The sequence below is a fragment of the Cronbergia sp. UHCC 0137 genome (assembly GCF_034932285.1).
GTDB lineage: Bacteria > Cyanobacteriota > Cyanobacteriia > Cyanobacteriales > Nostocaceae > Cronbergia.
Map to the genome: position 1 here is coordinate 89,746 of NZ_JAYGHC010000010.1, position 25,657 is coordinate 115,402.

Annotated in this window: 23 protein-coding genes; 3 read left to right on the forward strand and 20 right to left on the reverse strand. The window is 36.3% G+C overall.

Annotated elements, in window-relative coordinates; translation table 11 throughout:
* Positions 1 to 162: 162 nt before the first annotated feature.
* The 5 genes from VB711_RS07005 to VB711_RS07025 form a co-directional block, all read right to left on the reverse strand.
* On the reverse strand, positions 163 to 843 hold the full coding sequence (locus VB711_RS07005) for an SDR family oxidoreductase (RefSeq protein ID WP_323285098.1): 681 nt from the start codon (positions 841 to 843) through the stop codon (positions 163 to 165).
* Positions 844 to 1,039: 196 nt separating this feature from the next.
* Positions 1,040 to 2,968 carry an ABC-F family ATP-binding cassette domain-containing protein gene (locus tag VB711_RS07010; protein WP_323285099.1) on the reverse strand — a complete coding sequence of 643 codons (1,929 nt, stop codon included), beginning with the start codon at positions 2,966 to 2,968 and terminating at the stop codon, positions 1,040 to 1,042.
* A gap of 37 nt (positions 2,969 to 3,005) precedes the next feature.
* Positions 3,006 to 3,422, reverse strand: coding sequence for a DUF1824 family protein (locus tag VB711_RS07015; RefSeq protein ID WP_323285100.1), 417 nt, complete (start codon positions 3,420 to 3,422; stop codon positions 3,006 to 3,008).
* 382 nt (positions 3,423 to 3,804) lie between these two features.
* On the reverse strand, positions 3,805 to 4,653 hold the full coding sequence (locus VB711_RS07020; RefSeq protein WP_323285102.1) for a prohibitin family protein: 849 nt from the start codon (positions 4,651 to 4,653) through the stop codon (positions 3,805 to 3,807).
* Between the two features lie 291 nt (positions 4,654 to 4,944).
* A complete protein-coding gene (locus VB711_RS07025; protein ID WP_323285103.1) occupies positions 4,945 to 5,514 on the reverse strand; it encodes a Uma2 family endonuclease in 570 nt (189 codons plus the stop codon).
* 250 nt (positions 5,515 to 5,764) lie between these two features.
* Between VB711_RS07025 and VB711_RS07030 the strand changes: the two genes are divergently transcribed.
* Positions 5,765 to 6,193 (forward strand): hypothetical protein, encoded by a 429-nt coding sequence (locus VB711_RS07030; protein WP_323285140.1) that lies wholly within the window; start codon positions 5,765 to 5,767, stop codon positions 6,191 to 6,193.
* Positions 6,194 to 6,198: 5 nt separating this feature from the next.
* Here VB711_RS07030 and VB711_RS07035 read toward each other — a convergent pair whose 3' ends face one another.
* From VB711_RS07035 to VB711_RS07055, 5 genes are all read right to left on the reverse strand, one after another.
* Positions 6,199 to 7,242 (reverse strand): agmatinase family protein, encoded by a 1,044-nt coding sequence (locus VB711_RS07035; protein ID WP_323285104.1) that lies wholly within the window; start codon positions 7,240 to 7,242, stop codon positions 6,199 to 6,201.
* A gap of 110 nt (positions 7,243 to 7,352) precedes the next feature.
* Positions 7,353 to 8,759 (reverse strand): NAD(P)/FAD-dependent oxidoreductase, encoded by a 1,407-nt coding sequence (locus VB711_RS07040; protein ID WP_323285105.1) that lies wholly within the window; start codon positions 8,757 to 8,759, stop codon positions 7,353 to 7,355.
* A 198-nt stretch (positions 8,760 to 8,957) separates the two neighbouring features.
* Positions 8,958 to 9,665 (reverse strand): actin-binding WH2 domain-containing protein, encoded by a 708-nt coding sequence (locus tag VB711_RS07045; protein WP_323285106.1) that lies wholly within the window; start codon positions 9,663 to 9,665, stop codon positions 8,958 to 8,960.
* A 3-nt stretch (positions 9,666 to 9,668) separates the two neighbouring features.
* The gene (locus VB711_RS07050) at positions 9,669 to 10,373 is read right to left on the reverse strand and encodes an actin-binding WH2 domain-containing protein (protein WP_323285108.1); all 705 of its coding nucleotides are present in this window, start codon (positions 10,371 to 10,373) and stop codon (positions 9,669 to 9,671) included.
* 17 nt (positions 10,374 to 10,390) lie between these two features.
* Complete coding sequence (locus VB711_RS07055) at positions 10,391 to 11,932, reverse strand: FAD-binding oxidoreductase (protein ID WP_323285109.1); 1,542 nt, start codon at positions 11,930 to 11,932, stop codon at positions 10,391 to 10,393.
* Between the two features lie 61 nt (positions 11,933 to 11,993).
* Here VB711_RS07055 and VB711_RS07060 point away from each other — a divergent pair, with 61 nt between their 5' ends.
* Entirely contained in the window at positions 11,994 to 12,476 is a 483-nt protein-coding gene (locus VB711_RS07060) for a gluconokinase (RefSeq protein WP_323285111.1), read from the forward strand.
* Positions 12,477 to 12,482: 6 nt separating this feature from the next.
* On the opposite strand, the gene VB711_RS07065 is transcribed toward VB711_RS07060, so the two are convergent.
* The 6 genes from VB711_RS07065 to VB711_RS07090 form a co-directional block, all read right to left on the reverse strand.
* Positions 12,483 to 13,811, reverse strand: a complete 1,329-nt coding sequence (locus VB711_RS07065; protein ID WP_323285112.1) for a hypothetical protein — start codon at positions 13,809 to 13,811, stop codon at positions 12,483 to 12,485.
* A gap of 4 nt (positions 13,812 to 13,815) precedes the next feature.
* The gene (locus VB711_RS07070) at positions 13,816 to 15,036 is read right to left on the reverse strand and encodes a decarboxylase (protein ID WP_323285114.1); all 1,221 of its coding nucleotides are present in this window, start codon (positions 15,034 to 15,036) and stop codon (positions 13,816 to 13,818) included.
* On the reverse strand, positions 15,003 to 16,703 hold the full coding sequence (locus VB711_RS07075) for an asparagine synthetase B family protein (RefSeq protein WP_323285142.1): 1,701 nt from the start codon (positions 16,701 to 16,703) through the stop codon (positions 15,003 to 15,005). Before VB711_RS07075 ends, VB711_RS07070 begins: the two co-directional genes overlap by 34 nt.
* The gene (locus VB711_RS07080) at positions 16,681 to 17,298 is read right to left on the reverse strand and encodes a DUF3859 domain-containing protein (protein WP_323285115.1); all 618 of its coding nucleotides are present in this window, start codon (positions 17,296 to 17,298) and stop codon (positions 16,681 to 16,683) included. The genes VB711_RS07075 and VB711_RS07080 overlap by 23 nt, the downstream gene beginning before the upstream one ends.
* A gap of 99 nt (positions 17,299 to 17,397) precedes the next feature.
* Positions 17,398 to 17,886 carry a DUF3368 domain-containing protein gene (locus VB711_RS07085; protein WP_323285116.1) on the reverse strand — a complete coding sequence of 163 codons (489 nt, stop codon included), beginning with the start codon at positions 17,884 to 17,886 and terminating at the stop codon, positions 17,398 to 17,400.
* The gene (locus VB711_RS07090; RefSeq protein ID WP_323285117.1) at positions 17,876 to 18,130 is read right to left on the reverse strand and encodes a UPF0175 family protein; all 255 of its coding nucleotides are present in this window, start codon (positions 18,128 to 18,130) and stop codon (positions 17,876 to 17,878) included. Before VB711_RS07090 ends, VB711_RS07085 begins: the two co-directional genes overlap by 11 nt.
* A gap of 369 nt (positions 18,131 to 18,499) precedes the next feature.
* Here VB711_RS07090 and VB711_RS07095 point away from each other — a divergent pair, with 369 nt between their 5' ends.
* Positions 18,500 to 18,823 carry a hypothetical protein gene (locus tag VB711_RS07095; protein ID WP_323285118.1) on the forward strand — a complete coding sequence of 108 codons (324 nt, stop codon included), beginning with the start codon at positions 18,500 to 18,502 and terminating at the stop codon, positions 18,821 to 18,823.
* 36 nt (positions 18,824 to 18,859) lie between these two features.
* On the opposite strand, the gene VB711_RS07100 is transcribed toward VB711_RS07095, so the two are convergent.
* From VB711_RS07100 to VB711_RS07115, 4 genes are all read right to left on the reverse strand, one after another.
* Positions 18,860 to 19,153, reverse strand: a complete 294-nt coding sequence (locus VB711_RS07100; protein ID WP_323285119.1) for a DUF2103 domain-containing protein — start codon at positions 19,151 to 19,153, stop codon at positions 18,860 to 18,862.
* A 5-nt stretch (positions 19,154 to 19,158) separates the two neighbouring features.
* Entirely contained in the window at positions 19,159 to 19,458 is a 300-nt protein-coding gene (gene clpS, locus VB711_RS07105) for an ATP-dependent Clp protease adapter ClpS (protein ID WP_323285120.1), read from the reverse strand.
* Between the two features lie 181 nt (positions 19,459 to 19,639).
* Complete coding sequence (locus tag VB711_RS07110; RefSeq protein ID WP_323285121.1) at positions 19,640 to 20,974, reverse strand: hypothetical protein; 1,335 nt, start codon at positions 20,972 to 20,974, stop codon at positions 19,640 to 19,642.
* Complete coding sequence (locus VB711_RS07115) at positions 20,952 to 25,256, reverse strand: AAA domain-containing protein (RefSeq protein ID WP_323285122.1); 4,305 nt, start codon at positions 25,254 to 25,256, stop codon at positions 20,952 to 20,954. The genes VB711_RS07110 and VB711_RS07115 overlap by 23 nt, the downstream gene beginning before the upstream one ends.
* Between the last annotated feature and the right edge of the window lie 401 nt (positions 25,257 to 25,657).

The window sequence follows — 25,657 nt, forward strand, 5'->3', positions numbered from 1 at the left end:
CGCCAGTTGCTACAAGTCGGGGAACCCGCCCAACGCACTGGCTTGCCTCTGCGCCTCTGCGCCTCTGCGTGAGACAGAAAAATGTGGTTCATTTACCCAAAAATCGCTGTAAAATCAATTTCTATGGAGTGGACAAGATGTCCACCCTAATCGCAGTAATTACTAACCCAAACTAAATTCTACAAACTCCGGTAATCCAGGGTAAATCATATTACGATCTATTGCCGATAATACCTTATAATTAGCCTGACTAGAATTTAAACAACGACAAACTAATTGAGCCACATCTGCACGATGAATACTACCAACAATGCGCGGATCTTCAGTTAAAATTCCATTGTCGGTTGCTGGTTCTGACTTCAACCCACCAGGACGGATAATTGTATAGTTAAGTCCACTAGCAATCAAATATTGTTCGGCTTTTTCCTTTTCAATTAAAACAGGTTGGAGTGCCGCTAAAGCTTGGGGAGGCATCGCACCAGCACTATTCCCAGTACCAATAGAAGTTACCAAAATAAACTTTTGCACTCCTGCCTTAACTGCGGCATCAATCAGATTTTTATTACCTAAATAATCGGGTTTGACTTCATTTGTAGGTAAGCCACCAAGGGTACTAATAACGGTGTGAATAGGTTCATCTTTGAGGATAGAATTTTCCACATCTTCTACATTCAAAGCATCCCCAATTACCACATCAACACCCATTGTTTTTAATTCAGCAGCAGCAACTTCTGTTCTCAAAAGTGCTTTTACTTTTAGCTGTTGCGTTGTCAGATATTTAGCGATTTCAAGACCAACGCCGCGACTGGCTCCAACCAGAAAAATGTAAGATGTATTAGTCATTTGTGTTTATGAAATAAAACAGTTCAGTTAAAAAAAATGTAGGTTGGGTTAAGCAAAGCGCAACCCAACAAAATCTCGAAAAGCACTTAGATTTGTAAGGCTACGCCAAGCAAGCTATTAGAAATCATTTAGGAGTCCTCTATATACTTTAACCCGATCTTGCATTTTAGAAAAACTGTTAGACAGTAAACTCTTCCTAAGACTCCATTTCTGCTAATTCTAACCAGCGTTCTGTTGCCTGTTCAATGGTTTTTTTAAGTATCTCAACTTGTTCGTAAAGCTTTTGCACTTGAGTATAGTTACCAGCAGAAATCTTAGTTAATTCCGTCTCCAATTTTGATTTTTCTGTTTCCAAATTAGCAATTTTACCTTCTAACTGTTCAAATTCGCGTTTTTCCCAATTAGATAACCTCCGTCGCTTTTGAGTTTCTGTCTCTTTAGATGATGCAGGTTTTTCTTCAATCAGATTTTTGGGTTTTTCCTTACCACTAGCAGATTGCCGTTGCGCGACTTCCTCAGCTTTTTTATAATCTAGATATACTGAATAATTACCAGGATATTGACGTATATTTCCACCTTCTTCAAGAGCAAAAATTGTATCTACCGTCCTATCTAAAAAGTAGCGGTCATGGGAAACAACAATTACACAGCCAGAAAAATCTTCTAAATACTCCTCTAATATTGCTAATGTCTGCACATCTAAATCATTCGTTGGTTCATCTAAAATTAAAACATTAGGCGCACCCATCAGCACACGCAACAAAAATAAACGCCGTTTCTCTCCACCTGAAAGTTTATGAATGGGTGCATATTGCTGATTTCCCGGAAATAAAAACCTTTCTAACATTTGAGAAGCAGTAATTTGAGTTCCATCAGATATTTTGACAAATTCTCCTTCTTCTTTGATATAGTCAATCACTCGCTGACTTTCATTTAATGCTGTCAATAATTCTTCAGAATGCTGGTCAAAATAACCAATATGAATTGTAGTCCCAATTTGCACAGTACCAGAATCAGGCTTCACCCGTGCGGTGATAATATCCATTAAAGTAGATTTTCCAGCCCCATTACCACCAATAATCCCAATGCGGTCTTCTGGACTAAATTCATAGGTAAAATCTTGAATTAAAGTTCGTCCATTGTAGGCTTTACCAACATTATTTAATTCAATAACTTTTTTGCCAATTCGACGACCAACTGTAGAAATATCGACTTTTCCCTGGACTTCTTTAAATTCAGTATCTCGCAGCGCATGAGCGCGATCAATTCTGGCTTTTTGTTTCGTACTTCTGGCTTTTGGTCCCTTCTTTAACCATTCTAACTCCCGTCGTAAAACGCCTTGATGTTTGCGTTGACTACTAATGGCAGATTCTTCAGCTAAAGCTTTTTTTTCTAAATAATATGAATAATTACCTGTGTAGGTGTAAATATCCCCTCGGTCAATTTCTAAAATTCTATTAGTAACTTTATCTAGAAAATATCGGTCGTGGGTAATTAGTAAAAGTGCGCCACGATAGCGATTTAAATAACTTTGTAACCATTCTACAGAAAGAGCATCAAGGTGGTTTGTTGGCTCATCCATCAGCAATACATCTGGTTCTGATAGTAAGGCTGATGCTAGGGCAATACGCTTGCGATAGCCTCCAGATAAAGTCCCAATTTTCACATCAAAATCAGAAATTCCTAATTTTGTTAAAATGATTTTAGCATTGGTTTCTAATTCCCATGCGCCAGTTTCATCCATTCTTTGCATAACCACAGAAAGACGAGACATTAGCTGAGTATCTGTTGAGTTATGAGCCAATTTATCAGATAGTTGTTCATACTCCCGAACTAAAGCTGTGTGTTCGCTACTGTCAGCAAAAACTTGTTCTAAAATCGTGAGGTTATCGTCTAAATCTGGCTGTTGGGGTAAGTAGATAATTTTAGAACCCGAATTAACTAAAAGTTGACCCCCATCAACTGATTCTAACCCTGCTATCATTTTTAATAACGTCGATTTACCAGAACCATTAGTTCCAATTAAACCAACTTTATCGGTAATGTTCAAGCTAAAGCTGGCATCTTTTAAAATTTCTTTAATGCCAAAGTCTTTTTTAATGGATTGTAGCGTAATAATACTCATAAATTCCCGTCATTAATGATCACAATTTTGCTGATTTCTATACAAATAAATCTAGGGGTAAATGTCCATACATTTCATTAATTCCTGCTTCTTCGTAAGATTGACAAGATACCAATACTCCCCGATGGTGTCCATAATAGGAATCGAGATAACAAAGTCCATTTTTGCCGTTTAATTTGATATAAACTGGGCCTTCTGGGTGTGGTAAATTATCTGGTGCTGCATAACCACAAGCTTGAGAGTAGGTTTTCATAGCCAGAATACCTTCTTCGGCTGTATCGGCACAAATTCCTAAAATTTGGTAATCGGAAAGGCTGGTGATCAAATTTAATGCTTGCCGAATTGTAACTTTTTCTGACTGCTTGATAATTGGTGCAATATCTAGACAATTGAATTTGTGCAGAATTTTTTTGGCTTCTTCGAGGGTGAAGTTTTGATGATTGGGAGTAGACATATACATTTAGGGAACGGGGGAAACTGCAAAGTCTTTTGGTATCTGTAGCATGGCGTAAGCCATATTCTATGATAACTGTATGTACTGATGCAACTGATAACCGCTATGATGTTGTTTGGATTTTTGAGGTGAGACTAATACCGCAAGTTGCTTTTTTAGTGAAATAAGGTGTGTCAGAAACTTAAAATTAGTGATTTTAGCCTAAATTATTCTGTCTGACACACCCTACAAACTACAAAATATCTGAAAAATTAATAACTAGCAACTTGAGTTAGTACACAACGGCGTAAATAAAGCAAACATTTCAAAGTTCTGAAAATTTTACGCTGCATTAGTTTTGACTTTTGTATGGGCGTATTGCAATACGCCCTTTCTATCCTACTCAAGATTTATTTTGGTTTTTTTCTACGTTGAAAATGAAGGGAATGCTACCTTGAGAACCTTCACCAATAATTAGGAAATTTGGCATTTGCGCGCCTCCACTTCTCCAAGCTTCAATTGCTTCTTTTTGCAGAACTAATTGCCCTCCTTGAGCTTTCAGTGTTTCTGCTAAAAGCCTTTGAGCTTCTGCTTTACCTTTAGCGCGATTAATATCTGCTTGGGCTTCTTGTTCGGCTTCTCTGGCTACATAGACGGCTCTTTGGGCTTTCTGTTCCGCAATTTGTTTTTCTTCGACCGCTTTAGCAAATTCTGGAGAAAAGGTTAAGTCTACTACGCTAGTATCTAAAACAATTATTCCATATTTGTTTAAGCGGCTGCCTAAAGCATTATCAAAGTCTTCTTTTAACTCAGTTCTTTTAGTAATTGCTTCTTCGACTGTGCGTTTAGCTGCGGCTATTTTAAACGCTTCCTGGGTCTGGGGAGCGATAATTTTCGAGACAATATTTTCTAAACTTCCTTGTTTTCTTCTAACTTGAACCACCTCGACAGGATCAATCCGAAAGTTAATGGCAAATCTTGCCGTTAAGTTTTGTAAATCTTTAGTGGAACTTTCTGCTGGTACTTCAAATTTTTGTACCGTTAGATCATACACATCTATCACGGAGATAAATGGTGGTTTGAGGTGAATACCTTCTAGTAAAGCACCGTCTCTAGCTTTACCCAAGATGCTAATTACTCCGGCTTGTCCAGGAGTGAGAATCACAAAGGAATTTAGGCCTAAAAGTACCGATATTGCTACTACAAGTCCGAAAACGGTGGTTTGCCAGTTTGGTAGTTGCTGAGTTTTCAAATTTCTATCTCCTGTATGGTGCTTAGTGATAATTGCTAAGTCTTGAGTAAACTAACACAGATAAATGCGATCTTCGTCATTAATTAAATTTTTTATGACAATTTGGCTTTGATCCCTAAGTAATGGGACAGAATTAATTACACCTACAATCTGACCCACACTTTCTAAAGTAGCGATCGCGTGTAATGTGATTCCTACGGAGCAACTACCAGATTATTATTTAAATAATAGCATTTTGTTGGCAAAAGAAAAATTCATCTGTGTTCATCTGCGTTCATCTGCGTTCCTATTTCATCCCTGTAAAACCTCAGCCACAGTTAACTTCAAATCACTAAAGAAAGGGGAACAAATCACATCATCCCCTGTAAAAGCTCGTTCATCATAAAAACCCTCCACCCACTCCAAAATCGTTACCCTTTGCCCCATCGGATCAACAATCCAATACTCAGCAATTCCCCGCGCCGCATACTCAGAACGCTTGTAACGATAATCACGATTTTCCTGATTTGGACTCACCACCTCAACCACCAACAAAGGCGGCGGCATATCCATTAAAATCAGCGATCGCGTAGCATTTTGCATCACTTGAGCTAACTCCTCAGAAAACACCACCAAATCAGGAACACGTACCCCCACCTGCCGACTATTAACAGCAAGTTCTGTTTTCATACTCAAGCGGTAATAGGGAATACCTAATTTAGAAAAATAGATTAATAAAAACATAGCTATGCGTCGATTTATCTCACTTTCTAAAGGCATAGGAACTAATTCTCCATTCTCCAATTCATATAAATTATCCGTCCCATCGTCATAATTAAGAAATTCTTCCAAAGTCATCTTTTTAGCAGTTGCAACTGTCATAGCTATTTCTCCCATAAACGGCTTGTATTAACTATTTTAACTATGAAGCGGCTCATCTTGAAGCTGAAAGTCATGCTTATCGTCTTTCTACCATCCGCAATGCTGATTGTATTTATGTCATGAAATACGGACAATTAGCGGAATCGGGAACCCATGAACAACTATTTGGAGAAAAATGGCATTTACACAAGTCTTTGGCGTGTACAATCTGGGTTAAAATAGAATTTTAAATTACCAATAATTATAATTTATCATGTTTGGTATTACTCAACCGCAATCAGCAGAAAACAAATGGCGTGGCCAGTTAGATAGATTTGTCAAAGAAAATCAACCAGAATTAGCCGCCCTATTTTGGGGGTTGTGGTTAGAAAATGGTGACAGTCAAGGTACCATTGGTATTGATTTACAACCTACTGCCCATTTTGTCTATTGTCCTCAAACGGAGATAGAAAAGTTAAATGATAAGGTTGAAAATCGACTGCAAGAACTTCTGGGAATTATTGATAATAATAAACCAGAAATAGAAGTTGTGATGATTGGTATTGGTAAAGGTGAAATTAAGTTAATTCAATTTGCACCAGAACCAGTACCATCGGTTTGTTTTGAGCAATTTGCTAAATCTGTAGATGAGTTATTAGAATTGTTAGAACAGCGTATGAATGGAAAGTTTGAGGTTTAAATTGATTAGCTAGTTTGTTGGGATAAATCTAGCAAATTCGCTAATTTATAAACTATTCTTGCTCCCACATTACCATCCCATTCTGCATCACCGACTTCACAAAGATCAAAACCGATAATTTTTCTCCCACTATTTACCAATTCTCGAAACAGAAAGTAAGTCTGTTCTAATTCTAATCCTCCGGGAACAGGAGTACCTGTATTTGGGCAAAGTTTGGGATCTAAACCATCAACGTCAAAGCTGATATACACATTTTCTGGTAAATGATGAATTATGTCTTGACATAAATCTAGCCAAGTTTTACCAGAATATAATTGTTGTTTAATCGCTGGATCATAATAAGCAATAATTCTCCCATTTGATTCATTGATTATTTGTACTTCGTCTTCACAAATATCCCGTAACCCTACTTGGACTAATTTAGAAATTTGCGGTATTTTGATAGCGTTAAACATGATAGACGCATGGGAAAATTCAAACCCTTCATAGCCATTTCTCAAATCTGCGTGTGCGTCAATATGTAAGATTCCAAAGTCGTTATATTTATGTGATAATGCTTGAAAATAACCCAATGGTGAACTGTGATCACCTCCAATTACAGCGACTTTTTTACCCTGATTGATTGCTGTTTGACATTGGGTAAATAGCCATTGATTTACTTGTTCACCAGCTTGATTAATTGCAGTTAAGGTAGATGTTAAATCTGGTGTATCTGTTAATTGTTTACCTTCTGCTTGTCGTTGAATAATTTTAGCGGCTTCCTGGCGATAATAGTGATTTTTATCGAGAATATTTTGGGGAATTTCTACCATAAAAATTCCCTGTTTCCAACCATTAGGATGATCAAAATCAAATAAATCAATTTGTCGTGAAGCATCCAAAATTCGTTGTGGTGCGTTAGCTGTTCCTGCACCATAAGAAACGGTTACTTCCCAAGGTACAGCGAAGATAATTAAGTTTGCAGATTTGTAATCGAATGGTAAACCGAGTATGTTTCCATTCATTTCAGCGATACCGCTAGGATTGTAGTTTTCTAGTTGATTATTCATGGATTAAAGGTAAATTAGGTAGAAATATTCGGAGAAACTAACCACAGAGACACAGAGAACACAGAGAGGTAAGAGTTTTTAATTAATCCATTTTAGGCTATGTTAATTAGCTACAAAATATCAATTATTTGGTCAAAATTGCGAGAATATACTTGTTGACTATAATCTTGCCATTGTTGTTCTGAATAATGGGGAAAGCGTGTTAATGTTGCTTTTTGAATATATGACATAAAGGGGCGACGTAGATGTTGATATTTGGCAAAGGCTTCTGTTATTACTTGTAAGTTATCCCAATTATTATGTTTGGCAATGTTAGCAATAAGAGTTACTACTGTAATTGCATCTTCTAATCCTTGATTTGCACCCTGTGCCATAAATGGGGGCATTCCGTGGGCTGAATCACCTACTAATACTACTCTTCTTTTACTCCAAGTTGGTTCAATTTTATTAGAAGTGGTGTGGTGAATGTAGTAGGGACGCTGTTGTATATTTGCTGGGGAAGAGATACGCACTAATTGGGTTAAAATGGAGGGAAAGCCTGATTTTTCTAACTCTTGTACAGCTAAATTAACTAAAGAATCTCCTGTTTTGTCCTGCAAAGTTTCCATAGAAACACCCAAATGGATCACATATCCCAGTTGACCTTTTCGGTTACGAAATAACATCAATCTGGATTCTACTTCATCTGCGGAGGTTTTAGGGATGTCATCATTAGTAATTGTTAAAACTCCTGATCTATCTAGGAATTTTTCTTCTAATTCTGTTTGTAATGCTGTTGGGATTTCACCTACTTCCATGCAAAATATCCCTGCAAATCCAGAATATTCTGGTTTGGCAAAATCAATATCAGGACTAGATGTGTAAATCAATTGACGAACTGTAGAATTAATTCCATCTGCGCCAACAATAAGTTTAGCACGGAAAGATTTTGAGGTTAATTGGGGTGATAAAGAATCTGTATTTGGGGGTAAATTTTCCTGATTTTCTCCCCAATAAGCGTAGGGATTAGCTTCTACATTGATATCAGATACACAATCTATTTTTACATAATTGTTTTCAAGTTCATCAACAAGATTAACACAACGGTGATTAGGTTTTACCTGTTCTGGGGGAATGAGATTTCTGAGAGTAGTTTGCAATTCATACCAAGGTATAGATACTCTACCCTCGCCATAATTTTCTAGCCAATGATCAAACCCTAAAGGAATTAAACGAATTACTTCACCTTGCAAATTTTTATAAATCCATTCAGGTGAAGGTTTACCATTGTTAGATTGCTGAGAATTAGTTAAACAAATATTTTTTAATACTTCATAAGCCTGATGATCTAAACACTTCAGTGCTTTTAAACCATTAGGAAGAATATCTAATACTTGACCAACTGGACGGAAAGCGCGAGTTTGATCAATTACCAGAATATTTTCTATCCCTCGCTGACGTAAACCAATAGCCGTTGCTAAACCGATAGGTCCAGCACCAATAATTACCACATCGTAAATTTTATCTATTTCTGACATATCCTCTTACCTTTGCGTCTTTGCGGTTCAATAAAATTATTACATAATTATTTTTGCCACAGGTCTAATAATAATTAGAAACGTTAGAAGTGGCTAACCTCTCAAAGTCTCATAACTCTGTGTCCTCTGTGCCTCTGTGGTATGTCTCCGACACGCTTCGCGAACGTTTATTACCACTTCTTTCTTCACAATGACAAGTTAATTAATGCCCAAAATTTCCGTTATTGCTTGAATAATGTCGAGATAAAAATTACCTTTCACAGCCCGAAATAGCTCAAAATTAGCCCCTGGTGCGCCAAAAAATGGTCTGAAAAACCATCCTAATTGTATAGCGACAAAACCATAAAGAAACAACCAGGATTTTAAAATAGTTTTACGAGTCTTTTTACCTGTTTCATCTTGTTCTGAAAGTAACTGCATTCCTTCATAAAGAAACTTAACCCCAAAGATTCCAGTGATAGCAAAAACTAAGACATTTAAGAGTTTAAAAAATTGATAGGAATCGGGGGCTGTAATCATAAAAAATAGCGTTACTGGTGCTAGACTAAATAACAGCACGCTAATTACTGCAACTGATGTCAGCAAGATGACAAAATGCTGTTTAAAACTACTTTTAGAACCAAATAAAACATTAAAAAAGAACAAAGTTGGAAAACAGATAATTAGGGTTAATAAGTAAAATGTTGGTAATTTGATGGCGCTAGATAATGCTTGGGGGAAACTATGAGAAGCACCGATAATTCCACCATAGAGGGCGAAAAATATAGAACTGGTGACAAAAAGAGAACTAATTTTACTGTCTAATCGTACACCTTGACGAATTTCTTCTAAAAAAGTAGTGCGGTCGCGCAGTAAACTAATTAAGGTAATAAAGTATTTTGTGGCGTAAGCTTGCTTTTCTAACATAAATTAACGGAATCCCAGTAAATATCCTAGAGACTGTAATACACTCAAATAAAAGTTACCTTCTCTCTCGCGGAATAGTTGAAAAGCAGAATCGGGTGAACCGAAAAATGGTCTGAGTGTCCATCCCAATTGACTACCGACGAAAGCATAAAGAAATAACCAGAATTGGAGTATTTTTTTTCGGGTTTTACTACCTTCAATATCTTCTTCTAAAACTATGCTGGTGGCATTATATAAAGAAGATATACCAATGAATCCTGTTAAACTAAAGATGATGACATTTAACAAAACTAAAAAATGGTAATCGTTGGTAGAAACTAAGAAAAATAGGGCAATTGGTGCAAAGCTAAATAATAAAACACTGGTGAGAGCGATCGCTGTTAATACCAAAGCGAAATACTGGCTGAAAGTGCGCTTAGAACCGAAAATAATACTAGAGAAAAATAACGTCGGTAGACAAATTAGCAGGGTAATTAAATAAAGTGCGGGTAGTTTGATAGCAGAAGATAAAGCTTGCATCCAACTATGAGATGCACCAATAATTCCGCCGTAAATGGCAATAAATAGGGAACTACAAACTAACAAAGAAATGATTTTATTAGATAATCTCACACCTTGACGAATTTCTGCTAGAAAAATATGGCGATCGCGCAGTAAACTAATCAAGACTGCGAAATATTTTCCCCCTGCTGGTTTCCGTTCAATCATGTTTTTTTACCCCAATATTATTCCACATAATCACCCCCAGAACCATATTTCCAACTATCAACCAACCGATGCCAATAATACAGTTGTTCTTTTGGTAAACTCTTAACCAATGGTTCTAACATCGGACTTAATGAAAACAAGGCTGTATAAACACTTAGACTACTGTAATGTAACATCCATTCTACCAAATTGGCTAGACCAACTTGCGGAATTATTTTGGCGACTATACCCGGATGAAATAAACCTGTTTTTAATAATGTTTGGGTAAGTGGTAAAAATTGTACCACATCCTGTAAAAATGGTTTTAAAACTGGTGTTCCTAATTGTTGCATTTCTTCAAACACGACAGAAAGGAGTTGGTTAATCTGTGCTGGAGGAATTTTTTGATTGACACCCACACTCATGGCTTTTTGAAATAACCAAGTTACACTCAAATTTGGTTGATAAGGTTGTAGAATTGTTAATGAAGAGGCTGATAATTGCTGAGTTTGCAGTGCTTCATCTATACCATAAGTTAATCTGAGTAAGTGACGTACCATTGCACCAAAACCGCCAAAACTCACCGGTGATTGACTTCCACTACTGTCTCCCACTGGTAAAATCCGATTCCAAGGGGTTTTAATTGGACTTTGACGATAGCTAGGAAAAAAGCCAAATAATGCTCTTTGAAATTTTAGCTGATTAAGTTCCACACCTTGATATTCTGGTAATAAGCGCAGATATTCTTCAAAGAAAATTTCTAAATTCAACCGTTGAGGATCTGCATCCAAATAAGTAAATAAATAGGTGGTTCTTCCATCTTTAGCGGGGAAGGCTTCCCAAAAATATTGACATTGATTTTGCAAATTTGTAAAAGATAATAATAAGTCACCTGTGGAATTTGCTGGAAAACCTTGAGCGCAACTTCCCACAACTAAACAAAGTGCATCTGGTTTTTTCCCTTGACGTGCTTGTTGACTAATGGGTGAAAGATGTCCCATTGCATCAAGTAATAATTTAGCTGTGAATTGGTTGTTAATTATTACCCCGTTGGGATGAACTACTACGTTGTTAAAGGGTGTATTTTCAAATAACATTCCCCCCGCAGATAGAAACCGAGTTTTTAAAGTTTCCAACAAATAAATTGGATCTACACCAATGTTGAGGATATCTTCTACCCAAATTTCTGTACCACCTTGAAAGCTAACTCGCGCTGGGTTATATTGAGTAGCGATCGCTCTTTCTAATTCCTGTTCTGTCAACAAGTCCAATTCCCGAAATACCTCCAATTCTTTGCGAGAAATATTCCATTCTTGTACTCTCCCCCGCAAAATTCCCCGTTCTAGCAACGCTACCCGCACACCCCGCACAGCTAAAGCGCAACCAATTAAAATTCCCAAAGTTCCACCGCAGACAATTACATCCCATTCCACTAAGTCTAAAGGTTGGGGATTTTCTGTTACTACGTTGGGTATTGGTGCGTCGTTTGCTCTTAAAGATGCTAAAATTTCATCAGTGCGACGCAATCCTCCTAAAACATTACCGGGTAATTGAGAAAGAATTTCTTCGGTTAAAGACATAATAGTGAATATTTTTGATTTTAATAAATGGGTTTCTCGCAAAAATGCAAAGTTCTAGATCATGATAATTCTATTAATGGGTGTTTCTGGTTCTGGTAAAACAACTATTGGACAACTCTTAGCTAGATCATTAAACTGGGAATTTTATGATGGTGATAGTTTTCACTCACTAGAGAATATTGAAAAAATGAGAGTTGGTATACCTCTTAATGATGATGATAGAATACCTTGGTTACAAACTTTGCAAGCTGCTATTAAGAAATGGCTAAAGGAAAATAGAAATGTGGTTTTGGCTTGTTCTGCACTTAAAGACAGTTATCGTCAAATTCTATTAATTGATAGTCAGATTCAGTTAATTTACCTCCAAGGTTCTCTTGATTTAATTCAACAACGGTTACAAGAACGCCAGAATCACTTTATGAATGAAAAATTGTTAAAAAGTCAATTTGATGTTCTTGAAAAGCCGGATAATGCTATTTGTGTGGATGTTTTTACTCCACCAGAAATAATTGTAGAACATATACGAATGGTTTTAGAAATTTAGTTGAAATTAACCAAAACTTTCAACAGCGTATATATCATTTCCTATAAGTGAACTCGTTTCATCACTTTCTAAATTAATGTTACCAGAAATTCCACTTCGCAGAACCTTGATTAATCTTTGGGGTGTGAAAGATTCTAACTCTACAAATTTACCAGCATCTAACCAAGCTAATTCTTCAGTAGATAGATTTTGACGAACTTCTGGAGGTAATTGTTTAGCTAATTCTATAGATTCTTCAGAAAATTGAATAAACATTCCTCGTTTTGTAGCTATAATTTGTCGGGGTAATAATCCCACATCAACAATTACAACATTACTATTGAGAAACCAACTGGAACTGGTGCGGAGATGATTTATTAACATTATTCCCGTTGGACTACAATCATGTAATGCGTAAACTTGCAAATTGGGGTTACGACGTAGCATTTCCATTGTAGTTGCAAAAATACTTTGGGGATAACCAGTGATGCTGAGAATTGCACAGTTATTTTCAAAGTGGAAATTATTAGCGATTAGTAATTGAGCGATATTAGCATCACCGCAAACAACTAATCTATCAAAACTGTAAGCTGTGACATCAGGATTAATTTTAGCTGGTGTACTTTCTTCTAGTGGAGTTGGGAGAATTTTTGGTAGTGAACCGTTAATTTGTTCCCATCTAGTTAACCATTGTTGAAACTGCGATTGAGAAAATAAATACTCCTGAACTAATTTAACTTTCCCTATTTGTCGAGTTCCTAAATATATTGATATCATTCCTATAATAACAGCGATCGCAAATAGAATAAATGACTCAAATATAGTTATACTGACAATTATTCCACCAATAATAACAAAAACTCCGAGAATTTGTAAAGCCCTAGCACTTGATTGACGATTTTTATTGTTTATTTTTGGTGAATTGGTTTGTTTAAACAAGTGAACTATCATTACCAATTGAAAGATTATATTAGCTATGATAAACCCAGAGTTATCTGGAATATTTACTTTAAATACAGATTTAAATGCTGGTATTATGAAAGTAGAAATTCCACCAAAAAATAATGTAGTCCAGATGTTAAAGAAAAGATAAGTTCCGATAAAACCAGAAATTGACAATGAGGCTTTATTTTTTAGCCGATTATCTAAAAAATAAAATAGTTGTTTTGGGGTAAAAAACAAAGTGTTATTAGCAGAAATATCATTAATAAATTTAGCAAACATAGAATCGGTAATTTTGAAATCTCCCATTGTTGTCGGTTCAAAAGCAAAGGGATGATTACATTGTTTGCATCTTCCTTGATTTGCTGTTCTGTCTTTTAAATTATTGTCAGTTCCGCAATTAATACATTTCATAAATTTAGTAGATTTGATTAGTAAGTAAAACGCTGTAATCTTCCCGTTTACGAATTAAACGATGGGTATTATTTTCTAGTAAAACTTCCGCAGGTTTGGGACGATGTAAAAAATGAGAAGACATCGCATAACCATAAGCACCAACATCTAAAATAGCGATAATATCACCAACTTCCAAAGCGGGGAGTTGACAACTTTTACCTAAATAATCTCGTGAATAGGTCGTATTTCCACAAACATCTGTGGTGTAAACTTGGCAATTATCAACATTTTTCCAAGTCACAATTTCCCGATATCCACCATGTACAGAAGGAACAGAAAGATTAGCAACAGTGGTATCAACACCAACAATTTGTTTCTTTCCTTGCCATTTTATCGACACAACCTGAGCTAACATAGTTGCACAACCAGCGATCGCACTCCGTCCCGGTTCTATGATTAAATTAATCTTGTATCCTAAATTGCCAATCCTCTGACTTAACTCAGTCCCAAACATTTGCCAATCAAAAGCCACCCCACCGCGTTTATACGGAAAACCAAACCCTCCACCAAAGTCTAAATATTGCCAATCTGGTAACAACTTACCCACAGACAAAATCCGATCAATCACATCAGTAAAAGCCTTTGTAGCATTAGTTCCCGTACCACGATAGAAATGTAAACCCGTCAATTTCACCCCTACCGAATCAGTAACATTTATCGCCTCCTCAAACTCCTCACAACCCACACCAATCCGACCCTCTCCAGTAATTTCCGGCAAACTCAAACGCAAACCAACACTCAACTCCTCTCCGCGTCTCTGCGTCTCTGCGTGAGCCAAAAACACCTCCAACTGAGACAGACTATCAAGATTAAAAGTAGTTACCCCCCAACTTAAAACCTGTTCCATCTCCCCAGAACTCAAATTACTACCACTGTAAACAATATCACAAGCTTTAAAACCTGCATTCAAACCCAAATAAATATCCCCCGGTGTATTAGCATGGAGTCCCCAACCCGAATCTCGAAAGATTTTCAACAGTGAAACATTACCATTTGTCACCGTAGCGAAATGAAATTTAGTAGGTTTATAGGTAAAAACTTTACCAATGCCTTCAATAGTATCACGTAAGCGATCGCCCTCGTAAACATACAAAGGAGAACCGTAAATTTTCAATAAATCCTGAGCAAATTCCAGCGAAAACGGGGGAATTAACTCATTACTACTTTTCTGTACATTTTCCATAACCCACGAGGCAACCAAAATGGATGATTTAAAGATTTTTTACCGATTTTTGCCCCAAAAACGTGAGAAGACCAGAGTTGCCACATAATCAGCAACCAAAGAATCTCACCCACCCGTCGTCCTTGAAAAGCCCCTCCCAATTCGCCGGTAACAATTTGTGCAGCGATGTGAGGAGAAAAATAGCCTTCATCATTTAGTATACCCGGATTTAACCAATCACCTAGATCGTGCCAAAAATCATTTAAACACCAAGAAGTCAAAGGAACACCCATACCCCGCTTTTGTCGCCAAACAATTTCGGGAGGAAGCCAATTTTCCACAGCCCGCTTGAGGATATACTTTTCACAGGCTGCTTGGAGACAAAGTTCGCCAGATAGTTGAAAAGTCCACTCAGCCAGAGGTAAACTACAAAAGGGCGATCGCACTCCCAACCCATGAGCAAAACCCAAAGCAGTTGCACGGGGATGAATATTCTGCGCTCCCTTCAACATTAAACTGGCACGACGCAGCCGATTCATCAAAGAAGACAAAAAAGGATCAAAAGCATCCAACAGCCATTCCTCAGCATTTAAACCTTGAATCTGTGCATATATTTCCGGCTGATACACTTGCGCTTCATATCCCCAAAGTCGGTGGAAAGTACGGAGATATTGCTGAATAAAAGTTTCCTCACCACTTTGATAAACACCAGCAGCAATTAAAGGCTTATTAGTCCAGCCAGCAAATAACTGATCACCACCTTCCCCATTAAAAACCACCTGAGTTTCTTGACTAGCGGCTTGATTGAGGAGATACAAAGGAACAGTCACCCCATCACCAAAAGGCAAATCTAAAGCCTGGACAGTAGAAACCAACGCCTTTTTTATACTGCGAGGACTAGCATCCACCTTGACCAAAGGAATCTTCAAAAACGCCGCCACCTGTTCAGCATAGGGATATTCAGGAATCCCCTCTTCCCCGAAATCTAGTGTATAGGCGCGAACATTCACCCCGGCTTGCACCAGTAAAGCCGCCACCACCGAAGAATCCAAACCCCCAGATAAAAACACTCCAACAGGCTGATCATGCAAATCAACAATCTGTGATTCTACGGAAGCCTTTAATAAAACTTGTAATTGATTACTCGCCGTTACTTCATCATTTAACCGTTCCCCTGATTCAGACCAAGAGTAGATATTGCGAGATTGAGGTAAAGATACCTTACCCGATTCTTGTTTCCAAAGCATCTCAGTTCCCGCAGGTACAACAAACACCTGATTAACCGGAGTTAGAGGACTAGGAAGATATGAAAAACAACTATAACCATATAAACCAGAAATACTAATTTGTGGCTGTTCTAAAATTAATAAAAGTAATTGTAATTGAGAAGAAAACCAAATTATTTCTTCCACTTGAGTCCAAAATAAAGGAACACGTCCAAAAGGTTCTCTAGTCAAAATCAAACAATCATTCAAACTCACCCAAGCATCAGTAAAACCAGAAATTCCCGACGCAGAAATACCCGCATAACTTAAATTTTCAACCCCACCTTTAAAAATATTTCCCACCAACTCATTCTTAATTCCTCTCTCTGCGCCTCTGCGTCTCTGCGTGAGCCATTCCTCCAACTCTTCCCAACAACCAAAACCCCAATAACCAATAAAATTACTCAACCCTAAACCCTTCATCACTAATTTTCCGATTTTCTAAAAACATTTGTACCTGCCAATTACCCACCTTAGCGTCTGAATTAATAGTATGACGACAGCGTGTATCCCAAACAGAAGTAGTAATTGGGCGAGTTTGGTAATTATTTTGTTTAACAATTGTACCACTAGAATCAATCCAATTACAAGAGAGAGATAACTTGTTACCAATAGGTGCATTTTCCAAAGTTACACGATAGAAAATTTCACTTGGACGGGAAATAGTTTTCAAATTCTCCCCATTATCTGATGCTAGAGTAATACGGTCTTGCTGGGTAGAAACATTAGCCAGTTGAGAAGTTTTTTGTTGATTAAAAAAGATTGTGAAACCTAATGCTATTATAATAGTTCCAACTACCCCCAAAACAATCAAACGGTTTCGGCGTTTTTCTACCTCCAAAGCTTGACGACGACGTAATTGAATTAAAGCTTCATCTAATAATTCTGGTGATAAATTTAATTCTTGTAAAATTTCCTTAACCTGGTCTTGATCAAGTTCTGCTTCTTGACGTAGCTGTAAACGTTGTATTTCAGCGATTATTTGATTTAATTGCTCTTGATTGAGTCGCTGGTTCATAGTTGGTAACTCCTGGTAAGCAAGTGAATTTTAACTTAAATATTGCAGCGTTAAAAACAAAATAACTTTTAAAATTAATAACACTCATTCCTAAAATTTTTATTCCCCAGCTTCTTTTTTTAATATATTTACTATATTGTCTGATAACCATAAGCCAGCATCACGCAAAGCTTCAATTCTAGGAGATATACTAGAAATTAAGCCGCGCTTTTTAGCTAGTATTAATAAACCACCTGTCCCCATAGTGATAATACTCAATGATCTGCCACAACGTCGTGCTGCTCTATCATCTACAATAGCGGCATAACCTGAATTTTTCAAAGCTAGACTCAATACTTGCGATTCCCCCTGTCCTAAATCCCAAGCTGCTACTTCAGGTTCTATGCTATCAATTGCTACTCGTTGTATCCAAGAAACAGTAGATAATTGTCTTGACGCAATATCATTTTTTCTTCCCTGAGTAACTTCTTGAAACACTCCTTCAGGAACTAGGATTTCTCTAAACAATTGTGGCAATAATTCCGCTTGTTGACTTTTAAATAACACAATTAGAGGTGAAGAATTAATGATGATGTGATTAATCAACATTCGTCATATCCTCAGCTAATTCTTCCGCAGTATATTGCATAAAATCAACTTGATAACGAGACAAAGTATTGATAAAATCTCTACGACTCAATCCAGCTATTTCTGCTGCTTTATTTTGTGAAATATCACCTAGTTCATACCATTTGACGGCGGCTGCAATTCTCATTTCTTGGACAAATTCTTCAGGAGTTTTACGGAGTGCAGAAAACACAGTATCTGGTAATTGAATGGGTATGGTCTTCATAAATCGCTAATTCTGATTAATTATGCTCGAACTTTAGATAAGAGTTGATTTTTTGGAGTAGTTCATCATTATTAATTTAATTATTTTACATTTCCAAGAAACCAACCCAAGAAACCAACTAATTATTTCATTATATAAAATAATAGCAATTTTAATACCTGTTTTTTAATTGATCAGCACTTCAACCTAGAGTACTCGACCCAAAAAAGTGCTGTAAATATCTTATTAACTTGATCCTGTGTTTTCATTACAATATTTTACATATATAGTGATTAACTATTGCAGTTTGTAAATCTTTTGTATATTTGTCCAGAATATTCCTTTAGACTAATTGCGGTAGAGAAATAAAAATAGTTGGGATTAAGGCAAATGCACTCAGTAAATCTATTTTGTCATGAGTTTGTTGTTGCTGTTTCCTTTTTAGCTTGTATTTTGGGGCTATTATTGCTGTGGGATAAGCGGCAAAAACCAGATGATCCAGAAGAAACAGAGAAAATTTTATTGAGAATGAGCTTTTCTTACTGGCTGGTTTACTGCATTGCTTTTGGTCTTGAAAAAATGATATTACCTGACACTTGGGAATCTGTAACCATGTCTTTGAGAATTACTACTACCCTGTCATATTTTTTAACATTTTCCTGTATTCTCAGCTTGCCACTACATAAGTTTGCTGTGCATAGTGTTGAGGAATAATTAAAATTAGGCTGAAGTGCAGAATGGAAACATTGATCAAATTCTCATAGCGATCGCGATCGCGGTTTCCAATTCTTCCTGTGGTAAAGTAGTAAGTATAAACACTTCTTGCACAGTTTTACCCTGCCTAGCGATGACTTTAAAACCCCCGCGAATGGGTACAGAAACACGTAACTGCATTTTGGGAATATGGCCTCGCACCCGTCCAATAACTGCCGGTGTGACAGTGTGAATACCATCTAGCTGACACAGCCGTTCTAAAATGGGAATTAAGCCAGAAATGTGGGTAGAGTGATTCCAAACCAGTCTCCCATCCGTGGGTTTATTCATGACGATTAAGCTGCTTCTAAAGGTGCCATTGTCAAGCCAGCACGTCGCAGCTGTTGGTGATACAGTTCTGCTGTTTCTTGGGGTCCAACCCAAACGATTGCTTGCCCTTCATAGTGTACCTGATTAGTGAGTTCCCAAGCGCGATCGCTCGTCATTCCTGGAATATATTTTAACAAACACTCCGCTACGTGCTGAAAGGTGTTGAAATCGTCATTCAGTACAATCACCTTATAATTGGGATAAGTTTTGCGAATAACTTGAGTAGTTTTGTCAGGTGTGACAACAGCCGCAATTTTTTTAGCCATAGGAAAATTAGGTTAATAACGAGGTTTTACAAACCCACACTACAAATAACCAGTTTAGTCCATTAATGAAATTTAGGGGTGGTACTTACAATTTAAAAAAAATATCCAATTTGTAGGGTGCGTCAGACGTAGAATATTAAAAGCAAATAGTTATCTAAATTGCTGACGCACCATAGTCTATTTATTTTTCCAAACTCCCTAAATGATTTTGAAAACGATTCATCATAAATTGATATGCTTCTGCAACTTGCTGAGGAATTTTCACTTGATAAACCGACTCACCTCTAGGAAGATCATAACCACGATAAAAAAGCCAATCATAAGCACCACAAAGGTAAACTTTTTGATCAACTATAACTTCCTTAATATGGGAATCTCCCAAACAAAAAAGCTGTATACCAGATGCTTTTAATTTAGCTTCAATTTCTTCTTCAACAATTCCACAACCAATTAAAATTTCCACACCACGATTAACTAATTTTTCCAGTAACCTAAATAAATTATCATCAATCATACCCTGATTTATCAAGGGTAAATAAATGATAACTTGATGCTTTGCAGAATTTAAAGCTTCTAAAAAAGTTTCAGTAATTTGTGCATCACGCAATTGTATTACACTACCTTCTAATACCTGTTCACGAATCTTTTCTAACCTAGATTCTATTTCGGCATTTTTTTGATTAAGGACAGTTTCCCGTTCAGAATTGATTGCTTCATTAGATATTCTACACAATTCTAGCAAAGATATTTTATCCTCCCTGAGTAGTGATTCTAACCAACTCGAAGCCGTTTCTAGAATTTTTTTACCACTTCTAACTTGAATACTCAAATTATCCTTCACTGCATCAAAAATAAGAAAAACAGATATAGTTTTCCATATTATTTGACTTGCTGGTAAAACCTTAAAATAAGTGACAATTTTACCCTCTTCTGGTTGATGCAATTTTAAATCTGAAGCGTGAAGAATTTCCTGTATTTTCTCCAATGTTAAAGCAGAAATATTAAAAAATTTAGAGTCAACCTTAATAAATTTAGCTAAATCAGGTAAATTCACTATCACCTCATTTAAAGATTCAGATTGAATAGTAATATCTCCCCCTAAAAAATCAGTAATAGCATAGACTTGAACAGAGTATGGTGGCTGAGGAACAGTACCTTTTTCATAAAATAAACGTCCTTCCTCGGTAACTGTAATTGGTGATTTATTCGCTAAAGTTTGTAAAGATTGAAGAGTAGCAATTGTGCTTTGAACAAAAACAGCATCAAGACCAAGTATAGAGGCTAGTTCCTCGGCTATTGGTGCTGGGTCAAATTCAATCCCAGCGCGGATAATAAACTCTTCTAAAACATTAAATTGGCGCGGTTCTTTAATAGTTAATTCTAGCGTATTTTGACGTAAATTATAACGAAATTGACGCGCTACTAAAACCGATAAATTAGGACTTTGAGCTTCAATTTTTTCTACCGCATTCTTGAGAACATCATCAATTGGTTTAGCAGCCGAAGCGAGAAACATCAATAAACCCTCCATGTAAATGCACAATATTAGAAACGTTGGAATACATACTCCCAATTTGTCCACGCTGCTGGGTAAATAGAGAATGACAACCAACAATTACCAATAATTCTTGAGCGCGAGAAAAAGCTACATTCACCCGTTCCGGTTTTTTAGCAAATCCTACATCTCCTTGGTGATTATTACGAACCATACTCACAATTACCACAGGTCTTTCCATTCCTTGAAATCTATCAACTGTACCTGTTCTAATTTGCAATGAAGGGAAAAGTTCAGATTGTAAACGTTCATCAAGTTTTCTGAGTTGAGCGCCATAAAATGTAATTACAGCAATTTCTTTTTTAGGTTCACCATTAGCAACTCTACCAGACCAAACAGTTTCAAATTGCTGACAAAGACGTTCAATTACATCAACTTCTGGAATATTTAAAAAGGAAGTTCCTTGACGTTCTTCTTTAAATTCATTTTCTCCCGGCATTTTTACCCAAATTAAATGATGTTCTGGTTTAATTATTTCCCCTGCTAAATTATGAGCGCGTTTGCTGTCAGGTTCTAAAAGACCACATTCTAATTTACCATCATAAAATTGATTAATTGCTCCCATAATATTGGGGTGCATTCGATATTGGGTATTAAGCATTTGTTTAATACTTTTATCAGCCGTTTCAAATTGACTTTTAAATAATGATTCTTCTAAAAATTGCATTTCTTGTCTGGTATTACCAATAGATTGAGCAACTTCTTCAACTGTGCTAGTATCAAGCATAGGTGGTAATTGTCGATGATCTCCTACCATAACTAATTTTTTGCCTTTTAAAGCGGGAATTAGTAACTCTGGTGGAGTGCATTTACTGACTTCATCAATTATGACCACATCAAAAGATTGAAATTCTTCAGAGAAATTATAATTTGCAGCTTGAACGCAGGTAATACCAACGACGTTAGCATTATCTAAATAAATTCGTCTTAAATCATGACTATCTCGTTCTGAAGGTTGGCGTAATTTTTTAATCCAGTCTTGGACAAAGTTCTGGTATTTTTCCAGATAGGTTTCTTCATTTTCTAGTTGTTGTTTCCAAACCTCAAATTGATTTTGAATTTTGCGTAAATAGTCTAAATTAAATAACTCAGATTCAGTATTTTCCAATTTTACTATATCATGTACTGTCTCGAACCAATTACGTTCTATAATTAATTCTGGTGATAACTGTGATTCTAGTTTTTCCCTTAATTTCCGTAATTTAGTTTTAATCTTTTTGATTTGCTGGGTAAAAGTTGTAGTTTCCTCTTTGATTGTTAATGAATGCTGATTTAGGGAATTTTTAATTATCTCCAATACAGTAAAAGGTTTTAATGATGAGATTAAGATTTCTAGTTCATTTATCCGACTTTCCCAAAATTGAACTTGCTGTAAAAATTCTTGGGGTTGTTCCCAAATCTTTGATTGGGTGGTGAGATATTCTGCTGCTAGAGTGCGTAATTGAATAGGTATATTTAATTTCGGCTGAATTTCGACTAAAATATTAATAACTTGTGCAAGTTTGATATTAGCATTTTGTTTTGTTGTTTCTACCTCTAATTTAGCCGTAGATATTTCTGCTTGAGTAATGCTATTTTCAGGAAGATGTTTTAATTGTTCTTGGAGAATTTGTAACTGTTCTTCAGTTTCAGTTTTAACTTTAAAAATACATTGACGAGCATTTGCAAGGATAGTATCTAATAATTCTTCTGTAATTTTGGTAAGAGTAGAATCAATATTGTTCCATTCCCATAATTTACCGTAGGTTTTTTGAAGTCTAATCAGAAAAACTTGCGTATTTTCAACTAGCAATTTACGCTGTTTGGGGTTGAGTAGCTGATAATTTTGGAACTGTTGATGGGTTGATTGCCATTGAGAGCGTACGGGAACCGCGCCGTAGGCATCGCTCTTTGATAGTACAATCGGAATATGACTAAAATTTTGCTGCAAAAAGTAACTAAAATTGTGCTGTTTACCCCGTTTATCAGTAAAACATCCCTCTGTTTCATAAGCTATGGCTTTCTTTAATAATTCCCAGTCTGGTAAATTGACTTTATACCCAGATGGAACAATTGACATTTTTAACGTACTCGCAAACATCAATAAACCTAACGGTAAATTTACCATATTTTCTGTTAATGGTAAATTAGATTGTTGACAATCTTTTAAAACTTGGTACAAATTTGTAGAAGCCGTAGACTTCCATTCAATCATTGCTTCAATAATATAATCAATCTCTCGTTTACGATTTTCCCAACTTTGAATTGTTGGCTGAATATTATGCTGTTGAATAGATTTTTGATAATCTGTTTCTAATTTTTGCAAATTGGCAGAATTTCGTTGAAAAATACCGACTAATTCCCCAACTTCCACCATAGAAACAGCGACATCATGAATATAACTTAATCCGGTTTTAAACTCGGAAATTTCAATTTCACCCAACCAAACAGCTAAACCAAACACACCACGCGCAGGACGGATAAAACCCAGTTCATCAGTATACTTGATGGCTTGACGCACCTTTTCAGCAAAAATTTCTATTTCCTCATTTTCTTCCGAGTATGGTTGAAGAAGAGGTAGAAATTCTTTAACTTCCGCAGATTCCCAATTTATATTTTCTGGTGTATCTAGTAGGTCATTCAAACCGACCAAAAGAGATTCAATTTCAGTCTTTTTTGCTAATATCTCATTATAAGCTATTTCTTGATTTTCACAACTTGCTTCTAAATTACTTTTCTCTAACTTCAATTTATGTTGTTGCTGATTAAATTTTTCTTCTGCTTGTATATAGTCTGTAAAACGTGGTAATAATGCTAATATCTTCTGAAGATTCTGAATATTTTCACGTCGTTGAGTCAGATTAGTTTCGCAATCAGTAGCAGTATTTTTTAACCATCTATCAATTACTTGATCTTCCAAAAAAGGTTGTCCTTCTTCCCCAACTTTTTCCGCTCTCCCTTTGCGAACAGCACGAATTACAGGGTTATGAACTAATCTACTCAAAGCATTATCTACCGCTAAATTAGCTTGAGAAGTAATTAAGGTTCGTCCACCCCGCAAAGCTACTTGATAACAAATTTCTGCAATTACGGTAGTTTTACCTGTTCCTGGTGGCCCTTGAATTAAAACTAAATCTTCAGCAGCTAACACCATTTCTACTGATGCTTTTTGACCAGGGTTAGCGGAAGATAATAATAAATCTTTTGATTTAAGTTTAATAGTTTTTTTAATTGATCTAGCTTGAGAAGCGTCAAATAAAAAGTTGCCTAGATAGGGGTTCTGTGTACGTCCCTGTTTTAATTGTTCTAAAGCTTTTTCTTTGCGTTCAATTTGTTTAATATCACCTGCTGCGTCAAAAAATAAAAATCCATTATTTGGTAATTGATAATTTCCGGCTGCAATATATTCAACTATATCCCGTTCTAATCTAATATTAATGGTCTGATTTTTTGGGTCAACTTTGTCAATCGTTCCTAATTGTCGGCTAGTGCGGCGATTTCTTTCTGTAGGGACAGTTTCAGTAAATTTTACATCTTGATTTTTAGCCTGTTTTACTCGTTCCCAAAAATTATCAACCTCTAAATAGTTTTCATCAGAACCATCAAGGGTAGCTGAATTTAGATCAATTTTAAATGTGACTTGTCTGCTATTTGAACTATAGTTATGATTTAAAAACCTAACACAAAATTGACGTGCTTTTGCAATGCGTTCTTCAACCTTTAAAAAAGCTTTCCAGGCTTGTAATTGATCTTCTGTAGGTATATGATTACCACAAACTGGCATTTTTGCTATTTGTGCTAATGCCTTTGCTGGAATACCAAGATGATGGTGATGATTAGGGAGTAAACGCAAGCGAAAAGGTAAAGCATAACCATCAGCTTGTCCTCGTATTGGTTGTAATAAATAAGCCGATATAATTTTTAAACCACCATTTCCATTTTGTTGAATTGCTGCTCTAAATCCTAATGTTTTTTTTAATTCTTTTAATCTTTTGGGTAATTGAAAATCATCTACATCTGTAGCTATAATTAAATCCCAAATTTCCTCTCCTTGGTCTTTTCCAGCACCTTGACGACGAATATAAAATAGGCAAGGTTTCTGTCCCACACATTCAAACATTAATTCATCAGCACGTTCTCGTCGTTCTCGATATGATTCAACTGCTGTTTGTCCTTCTAAATTGCGGATTAAATTATCAATTGTCGAACCTACTAATGTGTAGCCCCAGTTATCTGAATCGTCGTTTTTTGGGAAGGTTGGCATGGATGTTATTGAAGAAGGAGTCAGGAGTCAGTAGCCAGGAGTCAGAATAAATTTAGTGGGGGATTCATACTCACCACTTTCTTATTGACCACCAAATCATAGATTTTGTCGGTTCTTAAACCCAATTATACATCCGCCAATCGTACATAATTCATTCTGATTTCTGACTCCTGTATTTTTTTTGATGAATTTAGGAGTTACGCATTGACAGAATCTATTAAATAGGGATTATGAATTTTATCTCTTGTAGGGTGTGGTTCGGCAAGCTCACCAACCACGTCAGACCCGATAATTGAGCATCTAACAGACTTCCTCTATCTGACGCACCGCACTAATTTGGGATTCCAAAAGCCTAAAACTAGGCAATTTCGTTTATACATATCATCTGCATTTTGTACAGT

Coding starts and splice junctions, on each gene's coding strand:
- VB711_RS07005 (WP_323285098.1), bottom strand. CDS start 843: ATGACTAATACATCTTACATTTTTCTGGTTGGAGCCAGTCGCGGCGTT.
- VB711_RS07010 (WP_323285099.1), bottom strand. CDS start 2,968: ATGAGTATTATTACGCTACAATCCATTAAAAAAGACTTTGGCATTAAA.
- VB711_RS07015 (WP_323285100.1), bottom strand. CDS start 3,422: ATGTCTACTCCCAATCATCAAAACTTCACCCTCGAAGAAGCCAAAAAA.
- VB711_RS07025 (WP_323285103.1), bottom strand. CDS start 5,514: ATGACAGTTGCAACTGCTAAAAAGATGACTTTGGAAGAATTTCTTAAT.
- VB711_RS07035 (WP_323285104.1), bottom strand. CDS start 7,242: ATGAATAATCAACTAGAAAACTACAATCCTAGCGGTATCGCTGAAATG.
- VB711_RS07040 (WP_323285105.1), bottom strand. CDS start 8,759: ATGTCAGAAATAGATAAAATTTACGATGTGGTAATTATTGGTGCTGGA.
- VB711_RS07045 (WP_323285106.1), bottom strand. CDS start 9,665: ATGTTAGAAAAGCAAGCTTACGCCACAAAATACTTTATTACCTTAATT.
- VB711_RS07050 (WP_323285108.1), bottom strand. CDS start 10,373: ATGATTGAACGGAAACCAGCAGGGGGAAAATATTTCGCAGTCTTGATT.
- VB711_RS07055 (WP_323285109.1), bottom strand. CDS start 11,932: ATGTCTTTAACCGAAGAAATTCTTTCTCAATTACCCGGTAATGTTTTA.
- VB711_RS07060 (WP_323285111.1), top strand. CDS start 11,994: ATGATAATTCTATTAATGGGTGTTTCTGGTTCTGGTAAAACAACTATT.
- VB711_RS07065 (WP_323285112.1), bottom strand. CDS start 13,811: ATGAAATGTATTAATTGCGGAACTGACAATAATTTAAAAGACAGAACA.
- VB711_RS07070 (WP_323285114.1), bottom strand. CDS start 15,036: ATGGAAAATGTACAGAAAAGTAGTAATGAGTTAATTCCCCCGTTTTCG.
- VB711_RS07075 (WP_323285142.1), bottom strand. CDS start 16,703: ATGAAGGGTTTAGGGTTGAGTAATTTTATTGGTTATTGGGGTTTTGGT.
- VB711_RS07080 (WP_323285115.1), bottom strand. CDS start 17,298: ATGAACCAGCGACTCAATCAAGAGCAATTAAATCAAATAATCGCTGAA.
- VB711_RS07085 (WP_323285116.1), bottom strand. CDS start 17,886: ATGTTGATTAATCACATCATCATTAATTCTTCACCTCTAATTGTGTTA.
- VB711_RS07090 (WP_323285117.1), bottom strand. CDS start 18,130: ATGAAGACCATACCCATTCAATTACCAGATACTGTGTTTTCTGCACTC.
- VB711_RS07095 (WP_323285118.1), top strand. CDS start 18,500: ATGCACTCAGTAAATCTATTTTGTCATGAGTTTGTTGTTGCTGTTTCC.
- VB711_RS07100 (WP_323285119.1), bottom strand. CDS start 19,153: ATGAATAAACCCACGGATGGGAGACTGGTTTGGAATCACTCTACCCAC.
- clpS (WP_323285120.1), bottom strand. CDS start 19,458: ATGGCTAAAAAAATTGCGGCTGTTGTCACACCTGACAAAACTACTCAA.
- VB711_RS07110 (WP_323285121.1), bottom strand. CDS start 20,974: ATGTTTCTCGCTTCGGCTGCTAAACCAATTGATGATGTTCTCAAGAAT.
- VB711_RS07115 (WP_323285122.1), bottom strand. CDS start 25,256: ATGCCAACCTTCCCAAAAAACGACGATTCAGATAACTGGGGCTACACA.